The 11,631-nt window shown below is 36.8% G+C and carries 11 protein-coding genes; all 11 read left to right on the forward strand.

Features of this window, described 5'->3' with window-relative positions; translation table 11 throughout:
• The first annotated feature begins 15 nt into the window (after positions 1 to 15).
• Entirely contained in the window at positions 16 to 894 is an 879-nt protein-coding gene (locus F606_RS0100230) for a cysteine ABC transporter substrate-binding protein (protein WP_019551840.1), read from the forward strand.
• 170 nt (positions 895 to 1,064) lie between these two features.
• A complete protein-coding gene (locus F606_RS0100235; RefSeq protein WP_019551841.1) occupies positions 1,065 to 2,147 on the forward strand; it encodes an iron-containing alcohol dehydrogenase family protein in 1,083 nt (360 codons plus the stop codon).
• A gap of 626 nt (positions 2,148 to 2,773) precedes the next feature.
• Positions 2,774 to 3,961 carry an ADP-forming succinate--CoA ligase subunit beta gene (gene sucC / locus F606_RS0100240; RefSeq protein ID WP_019551842.1) on the forward strand — a complete coding sequence of 396 codons (1,188 nt, stop codon included), beginning with the start codon at positions 2,774 to 2,776 and terminating at the stop codon, positions 3,959 to 3,961.
• A 13-nt stretch (positions 3,962 to 3,974) separates the two neighbouring features.
• Positions 3,975 to 4,877 carry a succinate--CoA ligase subunit alpha gene (gene sucD / locus F606_RS0100245; RefSeq protein WP_019551843.1) on the forward strand — a complete coding sequence of 301 codons (903 nt, stop codon included), beginning with the start codon at positions 3,975 to 3,977 and terminating at the stop codon, positions 4,875 to 4,877.
• A 338-nt stretch (positions 4,878 to 5,215) separates the two neighbouring features.
• Positions 5,216 to 7,171 (forward strand): BglG family transcription antiterminator, encoded by a 1,956-nt coding sequence (locus tag F606_RS0100250; protein ID WP_019551844.1) that lies wholly within the window; start codon positions 5,216 to 5,218, stop codon positions 7,169 to 7,171.
• 22 nt (positions 7,172 to 7,193) lie between these two features.
• Complete coding sequence (locus F606_RS0100255; protein WP_019551845.1) at positions 7,194 to 7,637, forward strand: PTS sugar transporter subunit IIA; 444 nt, start codon at positions 7,194 to 7,196, stop codon at positions 7,635 to 7,637.
• A gap of 17 nt (positions 7,638 to 7,654) precedes the next feature.
• A complete protein-coding gene (locus F606_RS0100260) occupies positions 7,655 to 7,951 on the forward strand; it encodes a PTS sugar transporter subunit IIB (RefSeq protein ID WP_019551846.1) in 297 nt (98 codons plus the stop codon).
• An 82-nt stretch (positions 7,952 to 8,033) separates the two neighbouring features.
• Positions 8,034 to 9,290: a PTS ascorbate transporter subunit IIC gene (locus tag F606_RS0100265; RefSeq protein ID WP_019551847.1), complete on the forward strand. Its 1,257-nt coding sequence runs from the start codon at positions 8,034 to 8,036 to the stop codon at positions 9,288 to 9,290.
• Between the two features lie 82 nt (positions 9,291 to 9,372).
• Positions 9,373 to 9,984: an SIS domain-containing protein gene (locus F606_RS0100270; protein WP_019551848.1), complete on the forward strand. Its 612-nt coding sequence runs from the start codon at positions 9,373 to 9,375 to the stop codon at positions 9,982 to 9,984.
• Between the two features lie 10 nt (positions 9,985 to 9,994).
• The gene (gene dapA / locus F606_RS0100275) at positions 9,995 to 10,876 is read left to right on the forward strand and encodes a 4-hydroxy-tetrahydrodipicolinate synthase (protein WP_019551849.1); all 882 of its coding nucleotides are present in this window, start codon (positions 9,995 to 9,997) and stop codon (positions 10,874 to 10,876) included.
• A gap of 44 nt (positions 10,877 to 10,920) precedes the next feature.
• Complete coding sequence (locus tag F606_RS0100280; RefSeq protein WP_019551850.1) at positions 10,921 to 11,583, forward strand: bifunctional 4-hydroxy-2-oxoglutarate aldolase/2-dehydro-3-deoxy-phosphogluconate aldolase; 663 nt, start codon at positions 10,921 to 10,923, stop codon at positions 11,581 to 11,583.
• Positions 11,584 to 11,631 lie beyond the last annotated feature (48 nt).

Here is an 11,631-nt window from a genome sequence, read left to right on the forward strand (position 1 = left end):
AAAAGGGGAATTTAGATGAACAAGGCAGGAAAAATACTGGCACTTTTATTTACTTTAGTTTTTACAATAGGGCTTTTAGCGGGATGCGGCAGTGAAACTAAGGAAGCAGCTTCTTCTGATACGAAAGCAGCGGATCAAAAATCCACGATTCAGCAAATAAAGGATCGCGGTAAAATCCGTATTGCAGTATTTAGTGATAAACCGCCATTTGGTTTTGTGGATGCCAATGGGAAAAATCAAGGCTATGATGTATATTTTGCGCATCGCATTGCCAAAGACTTGCTGGGTGATGAAAATGCAGTTGAGTTTGTTTTGACAGAAGCGGCAGCTCGGGCTGAAGTTCTTGATGCGGACAAGGTTGATATTACATTGGCGAACTTTACGGTGACACCAGAACGCAAAGAAAAAGTTGATTTTGCCAACCCATATATGAAAGTTGCCTTGGGGATTGTTTCTCCAGATGGTCAGCCGATTACGAGTGTGGATCAGCTTAAGGGCAAAAAAGTAATTGTAAACAAAGGTACAACAGCAGAAACATATTTTACGAAAAACTATCCTGATATTGAACTTTTGAAATATGACCAAAATACAGAAGCATTCCAGGCATTGAAAGATGGGCGTGGTGCTGCACTGGCACATGATAATACTTTAGTTTTTGCCTGGGCTAGAGAAAATGCTGGATTTACAGTTGGTGTAACGAAACTTGGTGATTTGGATTCCATTGCGCCAGCGGTTAAAAAAGGTAATACAGAATTACTCAATTGGCTTAATGATGAAATAACAAAACTCGGTGCTGAACAATTTTTCCATAAAGATTTTGAAGCTACTTTAAAACCAGCTTATGGTGATACTGTTAAACCGGATGATGTTGTTGTGGAAGCTGGAAAACTATAAAATTAAAAAAAGGTCGTGCGATAGTTGAGTTATCACTATCGTATGGCCTTTTTGCTTTTGGCAAGCGATATGTTTTATGCTATACTGAATTTATGATACTTCATTCTTCATGAGAATTTTTGGAGTATTCGCTTTATAGGAAAATATGCGTAATAAAGGAGCCGAAATAGATGAACGATAGCAAATATACTGTAGTTTTTCCGGGATATACCATTGGTAAAGATGCCTATGAGGTTGTAAAACAAGTTTGTCCACGTTATGGGAAAAAAGTTGTTGTAATTGGTGGAAAAACGGCCATTGCTAAGGCTGAAGATAAATTGATTGAAGCCGTTGAAGGAATTGGCTTAGAATTTACGGGATTTTTGCTATATGGCGGCGAAGCTTCCTATGAAAATGTACATAAATTAAGTCAGGATCAGGCCGTTGAAGAAGCCGATATGATTTTTGCTGTTGGCGGCGGCAAGGCAATTGATACAGCTAAAGTATTGGCGCATACTTTGAATATACCATTTTTTACATTTCCAACAGTTGCCAGCAATTGTGCAGCTTTTACTAGCTTGGCAGTGATGTATTACCCTGATGGCAGGCATAAAGAAATTTCTTTTTCCAATATACCACCAGTTCATGTCTTTATGTGTACTCGCATTGCCGTGGAAGCACCAAAGTCATTTTTATGGGCTGGTATGGGGGATACGATTGCAAAATATTATGAAGCCAATATTTCAGCTCGTGGTGATAGTCTAAAACATTCAGATGGACTTGGTGTAGCAATTAGTACGATGTGTGCGGCACCAATTCTACAATATGGTGCACAGGCTTTGCTTGATAATGAAAACAAACTGACAAGTGCCTCGTTTGAAGAGGTAATGCTGGCTATTGTTGTCAGTACGGGCATGGTTTCAAATTTTGTTCAGCAAGATTTCAATGCCCATATTGCCCATGCTTTATTTTGTGAACTCACGACTTTGCCGCAGATTGAGGCAAAGCATCTGCACGGTGAAGTTGTGATGTATGGCGTGTTGGTGTTACTGATGTGTGATCAGCAGTTAGATGATTTGAAAAGAGTATATGAATTTTGCAAAAGCGTTGGTTTACCAACGAAATTAGCTGATATTGACATAAAACTAGAAGAATTGGTTCCGATTCTTGAATCTACCGCAAAAAGTGCGGAACTTATTCATTCGCCATATCCAGTTAGTAAAAAAATGCTGCAGGATGCAGTGCAGGCCCTGGAAGATTATAATAAAAAATAGTAGCATATTTCTTATGGACGAATACAAGGACAACCAACTTTTTCCGAATGAAAGTCTGGTTGTTTTTTTATAGAATGATCGTAAAATTTGCATTAATAGGGCTGAAGGCTGTCGGAGAAAGAGGATAAGTCTTCTGTTTAGCGAAGTATAAACAGAGGTGTAATGTGGTGCTTTAACGATGCAAGATTTCGAATTCGACCAAATCAATAATAAATAAAATGTATGACAGCATAATTTTAAATAAAATGGAATTTTTGTATAATATTTCTATTATGCCTAGTTTATTGAAGGTTTTACAGAGGAAATCTTTTTCTGCGAAAAAAAAAGAATTTATAATAAATTGTGTAAATTTTACTATTGTTAATAAGTAGTGGACGAATTGTTGCGATTCATATACAATTGAACTGTTGAACTGATACGAATTAATAATAAATAATATAAGAGATTCTAAAAGCTAGGTGAATACAGTTTTTTTGTTTATGAAAAATCATTGTTGTTAACACGACATAGGGATGTTCTGGAACGTGCTAGACTCAGAATTTTTTGAGTGTATATTCGTTCGTGGAATACAATGGAAAATCCCGGTGTCTTGTCTATATTACGAAGTAAATAGGGGAGGCAAAAACATGAACATTCATGAGTATCAAGGCAAGAGCATATTGAAATCGTATGGCGTTGTAGTACCGAACGGAAAGGCAGCTTTTTCAGTGGAAGAGGCAGTGGCTGCAGCAAAAGAATTGGGCACAAAAGTATGTGTAGTAAAAGCACAGATACATGCTGGCGGCCGTGGTAAAGCCGGCGGCGTTAAAGTAGCAAAATCTATTGAAGAAGTTAAAGCATATGCTACAGAAATCTTAGGTAAAACCCTCGTTACACATCAGACTGGTCCAGCTGGTAAAGTTGTAAATCGGCTTCTGATCGAAGAGGGTTGTGATATCAAAAAAGAATATTATCTCAGCTTTGTAATTGATCGCAATACGGCTCGTGTAGTTATGATGGGTTCTGAAGAAGGCGGCATGGATATTGAGGCAGTTGCTGATACAATGCCGGAAAAAATCATTAAAGAATATATTGATCCGCTTGTTGGCCTTGCTTCATTTCAAGCAAAACGCATGGCTTTTAAAATGAATTTTGCCCCAACAGTTATTGGTCAAGTTGAAAAACTCATGGGGGCTTTGTATAGAGCTTTTATGGCAAAAGATTGTTCTTTGGCTGAAATTAATCCGTTGGTTGTAACGAATGATGATAAAGTTATTGCACTCGATGCGAAATTGAATTTTGATGATAGTGCACTCTACCGTCATCCAGATGTTGCGGAACTTCGTGATGAATCGGAAGAAGACCCTAAAGAACATGATGCTGCTAAAGAAGGTTTCAGTTATGTAACCTTAGATGGTAATGTCGCTTGTATGGTAAATGGTGCAGGTTTAGCAATGGCTACGGTCGACATCATTAAACATTATGGTGGTGAACCAGCAAACTTCCTTGATGTTGGTGGTGATTCCAGCGTTGAAAAAATAGCGAAAGCATTTGAAATTATGCTTTCTGATGATCAGGTAAAAGGTATATTTGTCAATATCTTTGGCGGAATCAATAAGTGTGATGTAATTGCGGGTGGTGTCGTAGAAGCGGCAAAACTTGTTGGTTTGACTGTGCCGGTTGTTGTAAGACTTGAAGGAACAAATGTTAAAGAAGGCAGAGAAATCTTGCGCAAAGCAGATGTTCCGGAAGTAATTCTTGCAGAGTCTATGGAAAAAGGTGCACAGAAGATTATCGAATTAGTTGCAAAACAAAACGCGAAATTGATCGGCTGAGGGGGAAAAAATCATGGGCATTTATGTTGATAAAAATACAAAAGTTGTAGTACAAGGTGTTACTGGTAAAACGGCGTTATTTCATACAAAACAAATGCGTGATTATGGGACAAATGTTGTCGCAGGTGTTACGCCAGGTAAAGGCGGACAGGTTGTGGATGGTATCCCAGTATATAATACACTTCAAGAAGCGGTTGATACTACGGGCGCTACTGCTTCAGTAATTTATGTACCAGCAAAATTTGCTGCCGATGCAATTCTTGAAGCTGTGGATGCAGAGCTGGATCTTGTTGTTTGTATTACGGAGCATATTCCAGTTCTTGATATGGTAAAAGTAAGACGTTATATGGAAGGTAAAAAAACGCGTCTTATTGGTCCAAACTGTCCAGGAATACTTACATCAGATGAATGTAAAATCGGTATTATACCGGGATATATCCATAAAAAAGGTCATGTGGGTGTCATTTCACGTTCAGGAACACTCACGTATGAAGCTGTATATCAATTGACTACATCTGGTATCGGTCAAACAACGGCAATTGGTATTGGCGGCGATCCGATCAAAGGTACTGACTTTATTGATGCATTAGAAGCTTTTAACCAAGATCCTGATACAGAAGCGGTTATGTTGATTGGTGAAATCGGTGGTACGGCAGAAGAAGAAGCAGCGGAATGGATTCATAAAAATATGAAAAAACCAGTTGTTGGCTTTATCAGCGGGCGCCAAGCCCCTCCAGGGAAACGTATGGGTCATGCTGGAGCTATTATTTCGGGCGGTAAAGGTACAGCGGCTGATAAAATTAAAGCTTTGAATGCAGCGGGCATTCAAGTTGCTGATACAGTAGCTCATATGGGCGAAACTATGATTAAGGTCTTAAAAGAAAATGGTATTTACGATAAATGCAAAACCTGCTAAAATAATAAAAATTTTATAGTAGTATAGAGATTATAATAAATGTTGGAATGCTAGCGCTAGCTGGTTAATTCCAACATTTATTTTTTTGCGAAAATCAAATAAACGATTCAATTTATCTTTTTTTTACAATGGGTCAACTGTGCAGGGTTCAATAACTTATGCAGTTGATTCTTTTTTTTATAAGAATGATATTTTTGCTGAGAAAGTTAAAAAGGGGGATCAGCTCAATAAATACGCAGGTTTTAATTTGTGATTCCGTAAGCTGTGGCAGTTAAATGTCTATGTTGGATGCTTAAAGGATTATATAATAAATTTGTAGCAAGCGAGGTGATCAGGCATTGGAAACTCAAAATAAACGAATTTTTCAAATATTAGAATTACTTAACGGCGAAAAAAAAATATGGGATGGTGCAAGTATTGCAGCACGAATTGGGGTGAGTTCCAGAACAATCCGTAATGATATTAAAGAATGCAATGCTTTATGTCGCAATGAAGGTGCAGAAATCTATTCGGAAACAGGTGTTGGATATAGGCTGCAGGTTGACGATCCAGAACGGTATCAAGCTTTTAAAAATAGGCAAGTTAATGAAAACAGACGGGATCGATTGGTCAATCATATTATTCCATCCAATCCAAATGACAGAATTTCTTTTATTATCGCTGAACTATTGATGAATTCACTACATCAAAAAATAATCACAGAATCAGAATTGGCAGACAAACTGTACATTAGTCTTTCTACATTAAAGAAATATTTAAAAGATATTAAGAAAAGTCTGAAACGTTTTGGACTGGAAATTATGGCTGATAGATTGAATGGAATTCGTATTCAGGGAGATGAAGCGCAAATTCGTTACTGCATTTCAGAGTATATTTTTAATAGCAATGACCTATTAGATCTAGCGCAAAATGAATTTTATTGTGATATTTTTTCAACAGAAGAGATTGAGAAAGTAAAGAAAATCCTATTACAAATTATTTTAAAGTATGATATTCATTTGACAGATATTGCTTTTAAAAATTTATTGGTGCATGTCATTATTACATTGAAACGGGCCGATAGCAAAAATACAACAGAGTATAGCAAAATGGAAATGAAAACGTTAGAACAACCTATTTATTTTTCTGTAGCACAAGAAATCATAACTATTATTTCCAGCCAAATGAATATAGATATTGAAAATGAAGTGTATTATTTGACACAACATTTTATATCGAGTAAAAAGCTGATGGAAAATGAAAAGAACACACAAATAAAAAAAGAATATAGGGATTTGATTGATAGTATTTTAATAAAAATCCAAATAGATATTGGCGTTGATTTATCTGCGGATACGGAATTGATTTCTGGATTAATGATTCATTTGGGAGCTGCTGTCAGTCGGTTGAAATTTAATATGAATATCCGTAATGAAATTTTAGTTCCTATTAAAAAAAATTATCCTTTGGCTTTTGAAATGGCTGTTATTGCAAGTAAGGTTTTAGAAAAAAAAGAAAATTTGCGAACGAATGAAAACGAAATGGGTTTTTTAGCGATTCATTTTGGGGCAGCAATGGAACGTAGAAAATGTAATGTTCCGACAGCAAAAACAGCAATTATTGTGTGTGGAACAGGTCTATCAACAGCCATGCTTGTAAAGAGTAGGCTGCAAAGAAAATTTGGCAAACAGCTTAGTGTTGTAAAGATAAGTCCACTATACGAAATAACCGAAGAACTTGTTAATAGTGTGGACTTTGTTTTTACAACCGTACCAATTCAGGCAATTTCTTCCGCAAAGATTGTTTTTGTAGAGTCCATTTTAACCGAACAAGATCTAGGCAGGATTGAAGCAGTAATTACAGACGATACACGAAAATTGGATATGCAGCAGGAAAAATTTTTCCGCAAAGACTTGTTTTTTCCAAGATTAAAAGGCAATTCTAAAATCGATGTTTTAGAAAAATTGACAGACGTTATGGTAACAAAAGGATATATGAATCAAGCTGGGAAAAAATCAGTGTTTGATAGAGAAAATATGTCATCAACAGAGCTGGGAAATCTTGTTGCTATTCCGCATGCATTGGAAAATCACAATGATGAAGCGGTGATTTCAGTGGCGATTTTAGACAAAGCAATTCTTTGGGATAAGGAAAAAGTACAGGTTGTATTTTTACTGAGCATACCTAAAAGTAAAAGCAAAATATGGGAACCGGTTTTTGAAAAAGTAGATCGATATTTTATTAGTGATTTTGGTGTAAACACATTAATTAAAAATCCAAAATTTGAAGTCCTGATAGAAACATTAGAGCAATAGTAGAGAAAAGGAGCTAAGTAGTATGCTAAAAGACTTAACTAGCGAAGGCCTTGTTCGGCTAAATATAGATGCAAAAAATTGGCAGGAGGCGATTCAAAAATCAGCAGATGCATTGCTGCAAAATGGAAAAATTACGCACGCTTATATTGATGCCATTATAAAAGCCGTGCAAGAAACTGGTCCGTATATCGTAATCACGAAGTATGTTGCTTTGCCACATGCCAGACCGGAAGCCGGGGCCATTGAAAGTGCTATTGGTATTGCAACATTAAAAAATCCTGTTGCATTTGGTAATAAAGAAAATGACCCAGTAAAATATTTATTCTGTTTAAGTGCTGCAGATAATAACAGTCACTTGAATGCTTTAGCAGAACTGATGGAGTTATTGGAACGTAAAGATTTTTATGAATTATTAGATTGTGCCGAAAAACCATCAGAAATAATGAATTTTATTAAAAATTTATAAAAAAAGGGTGAATGAAAATGCAATACAAAGGATTAGTTGCCTGCCGTGCAGGTGTAGGGTCGAGTTTAATGCTGAAAATCAAACTGAATCAGGTAATTAAGGAACATGATTTACCAATTAAAATTGAACATGGATCATTAGATTCTATTATGGGTTTTAATGGACAAGTCATTATTACATTAAGTGATGTTGCGAAAGAATTAAAAGCAAAAAAATTAAAACAAAAAATTGTTGGTATAGACAATATTATGAATAAAATAGAGATTTTTGATAAGCTGAAAAAATTTTTGGTTGAAGAAAGTACAAAAGAATAAGCATCCATAATTCATTAAAAAAAACAGTTTATATAAAATTTGCAGTAAGAAAAGATTATTTTTATAAAATGGAGGAGCAATAATGGAATTTTTAGTAAGTTTATTAAGTAATCCTGCTATTATGCTGGGTTTGGTTGCCCTGATTGGATTGTTGGCACAGAAAAAAACAGGGACGGAGATATTCACTGGAGCATCGAAGACCGCAATTGGATTTTTGATCTTTGGAATTGGTGCAAGTACCATGACTGGAGCTTTGAAGAATTTTAATGAATTGTTTCAGACAGGCTTTCATGTATCGGGAGTTATCACATCACCAGAAGCGGCTACTGCGTTAGCGCAGAGCACATATGGTTTTGTAACATCCTCCATTTTGATTTTAGGGTTTATTATGAATCTGTTTTTTGCGCGTGTTACAAGATTTAAAAATGTTTTCTTTACTGGGGGGCATAGTCTGTTTTTTGCTTGTGTTTTGGGCCTTATTTTAAAATTTCATGGGTTTAGCGATGGGGTTGCAATTCTTACCGGAGGTATTATTTTAGGTTTTTGTTCTGCGTTTTTACCAGAACTTTGCCAGCCTTTTATGCGTAAGATGACAGGCAATGATGATCAGGCGATTGGACATTTTAACATGCTTGGTTATGCATTATCCGGATATATCGGTAAATTATTTATTAAGTGGGGAGATGAAACCACCGAGGATATTAATTTTCCTAGTTGGTTATCTTTTTTTCGTGACTTCTTAATGGGCTGTGCGTTTGTGATGCTGCTTCTGTTTTATGTTTCTGCTTTTGCAGCAGGACCAGAAGCTGTTACGAAATTGTCCGGTACGACACATTGGTTGGTATTTCCATTGTTGCAGGCTTTTCAATTCACAGCAGGGATGTCTGTACTGATGACAGGTGTGCGCATGTTCTTGGGAGAAATTACAGAAGCATTTGTTGCTATTTCCGAGAAATTCATTCCGGGATCTCGTCCGGCTTTAGACGTACCAACTATATTTCCTTATGCGCCAACGGCAGTTATTGTCGGGTTCCTTTGTTCTTACGCTGCAGGGCTGCTGGCAATTGTGACGATGGTTGTTTTTAAATTTTCAGTTGTAATTATTCCAGCTGCGCATATATGTTTCTTTTCAGGAGGAACGGCAGGTGTGTTTGGCAATGCTTATGGCGGCTGGCGAGGGGCTGTAGCAGGTTCCTTTGTTGTTGGGTTATTACTAGCATTTCTGCCATGTGTATTGTATCCATTATATGGTGATATGGGTGTGTTAGGGTCAACGTTCCCAAATGTTGATTATAATATGATCGGTATGCTGCTAAATAGTCTGCTAAGTGTTTTTTAGGGAATGTTCGCCTAGAAAAGCTAAATTCAGAATATTAGAAGATAAAACCGTATAGACAGACCGTTTGAGGAGGCAAAAATATATGAATTTAAAAAATAAAAAAGCACTACGAGAATATGTGAAAATTTCCATCGGTGAAGTTTATAGTTTTGCCGATGAACTGGATATGGAAGCCATTGATTTGGGAAAAAAGCTAATTATTGAAGCTGAGAAAAATAAAAATCGTGTCCACGTTACGGGTATTGGAAAACCAGGGCATGTGGCTGGCTATATTGCATCACTTCTATCATCAACGGGGACTGCAGCTTATGAATTGCATGGAACAGAGGCCATACATGGGTCTGCAGGACAGGTAGCTGCAGGTGATGTGGTTATTGCCATCAGTAATAGCGGCGAAACGAAAGAACTGCAACAGACGATAACAACATTAAAAAACAATGGTGCTAAGATTATTGCAGTCACTGGAAACAAAAATTCTTGGCTGGCAAAACAGGCGAATGTGACTTTGTTTGCTGGGGTTAAAGTAGAAGGCGATATTTTAAATAAACCGCCGCGTACTTCTATTCTGGCAGAAATCATTGTTTTACAATGTCTAAGTGTGATTTTGGAATATGAAAAAGGATTAAATTTGGAACAATATATAAAATGGCATCCAGGTGGTGCGTTGGGGAAATCTATTCTTCAAGGAAAGTGAGCTGAACGAAATGCAGTTAAAAGGCATTATTACGGCGATGGTTACACCATTTGATGAAAACCAAAACATCAATCAGGCTGCTGCACAAAAGTTGATAAACAAATTAATCAGCAAAGGCATAGACGGAATATTTATTTTGGGAACCAATGGGGAATTTCATGTTCTGAATGACGATGAGAAAATCGATTTTACAGAAATGGTTGTCAAGGCAGTGAATAAACGTGTGCCTGTTTATGTAGGTACTGGGGGCAATAGTACCAAACACGTTATTGAATTATCGAAACGTATGGAAAAAGTCGGAGCAGATGCACTATCAATTATTACGCCTTTTTTGGTACCAATTAAACAAAATGAGCTGGTAGAGCATTATAAATGTATTGCAGCCAAGGTAAACAGGCCAATTGTTCTCTATAATATCCCGAAAAATACGGGGATTAATATAGCTCCAGAAAGTGTACGTGAATTAGCCCGAATAGAGAATATTGTCGGAATCAAAGACAGCAGTGGTGATATTTCTAATATCGAAGCTTATATCAATGTAAGTAAGGGCGAGGATTTTTCTGTATTATCAGGATCGGATTCACTTATACTAAAGGCTCTTCAAATTGGTGCAGTTGGTGCAATTGCGGCAACCAGTAATTTGTTGACAGACATTGATGTGGCTATTTATCGGAACTTTATAAAAGGTGATTTGGTACAGGCACAAAAAAATCAAGACGAAATTGAAAAACTGCGAACGGTTTTGAAACTCGGGACCATACCGTCTGTTATTAAACGTGCTGTGACTTTATCTGGAATCAATGTAGGATCTGCACGTTCTCCAGTGAGTGCTGTTAACGCAAAAATCGATGAGAAAATCCAAGAAACATTAACGTATTATAACTTGCATTAAAATTAGGGAGTTTTCTATTTATAAAAAAAGGATGATGTATACGTATGTGGACAAAATTTGAAATTTTAAAAACAATTACAGATGGTGGAATGGTAGTGATTATCCGTTCATCAGATACAGAAGATGCTTATCAAATTGCTAAAGCGGCAATTAAGGGAGGCGCAAAAGCACTTGAAATTACATTTTCTGTTCCGAATGCATTGACGGTTATTAAACGATTAACAGAAGAATATAGTAAAACAGGAATTGTTATTGGCGCTGGTACCGTTCTTACTTCAGAAGATGCTGCGGCTGCTGTTTTAGCAGGTGCTCAATTGTTAGTCAGCCCAAATTTGAATCCAAAGATGATTGAGTTCGCGAATAATTATCAAATTGTGACTATTTCTGGGGCTTTAACACCAACGGAAATTTTCAATTCTATTCAAGCGGGTGCGGATATTGTAAAAATTTTCCCAGCTGATCTATTTGGAAGCAATTATGTAAAAACATTGAATGGTCCATTGCCGCAAGCGGCACTTGTACCAACCGGCGGTGTGACCCCTGAGAATGTTGGTGAATGGCTGGCTGCTGGCTGCGTTGCTGTTGGCGTGGGCAGTTATATAACAAAAGCGCATAGCAACGATGGAGATTATCAAAAGGTAACACAGGCAGCAGAAGTATTTGTGGCAGCGATAAAGCAAGCAAGACAGCAATTCAATAAATATTAACATTATAGAACCCTGTGTAATTTGGAAGAAAAAATCGGTAATTTGTAA

It is taken from the genome of Propionispira raffinosivorans DSM 20765 (genome assembly GCF_000381065.1).
In the GTDB taxonomy this organism is placed as follows: domain Bacteria; phylum Bacillota; class Negativicutes; order Selenomonadales; family Selenomonadaceae; genus Propionispira; species Propionispira raffinosivorans.

Bases quoted from the DNA above. Each gene is read 5' to 3' on its own strand.
- sucC (WP_019551842.1), top strand. From the start codon at position 2,774: ATGAACATTCATGAGTATCAAGGCAAGAGCATATTGAAATCGTATGGC.
- F606_RS0100280 (WP_019551850.1), top strand. From the start codon at position 10,921: ATGTGGACAAAATTTGAAATTTTAAAAACAATTACAGATGGTGGAATG.
- F606_RS0100255 (WP_019551845.1), top strand. From the start codon at position 7,194: ATGCTAAAAGACTTAACTAGCGAAGGCCTTGTTCGGCTAAATATAGAT.
- F606_RS0100270 (WP_019551848.1), top strand. From the start codon at position 9,373: ATGAATTTAAAAAATAAAAAAGCACTACGAGAATATGTGAAAATTTCC.
- sucD (WP_019551843.1), top strand. From the start codon at position 3,975: ATGGGCATTTATGTTGATAAAAATACAAAAGTTGTAGTACAAGGTGTT.
- F606_RS0100230 (WP_019551840.1), top strand. From the start codon at position 16: ATGAACAAGGCAGGAAAAATACTGGCACTTTTATTTACTTTAGTTTTT.
- F606_RS0100235 (WP_019551841.1), top strand. From the start codon at position 1,065: ATGAACGATAGCAAATATACTGTAGTTTTTCCGGGATATACCATTGGT.
- F606_RS0100265 (WP_019551847.1), top strand. From the start codon at position 8,034: ATGGAATTTTTAGTAAGTTTATTAAGTAATCCTGCTATTATGCTGGGT.
- F606_RS0100260 (WP_019551846.1), top strand. From the start codon at position 7,655: ATGCAATACAAAGGATTAGTTGCCTGCCGTGCAGGTGTAGGGTCGAGT.
- dapA (WP_019551849.1), top strand. From the start codon at position 9,995: ATGCAGTTAAAAGGCATTATTACGGCGATGGTTACACCATTTGATGAA.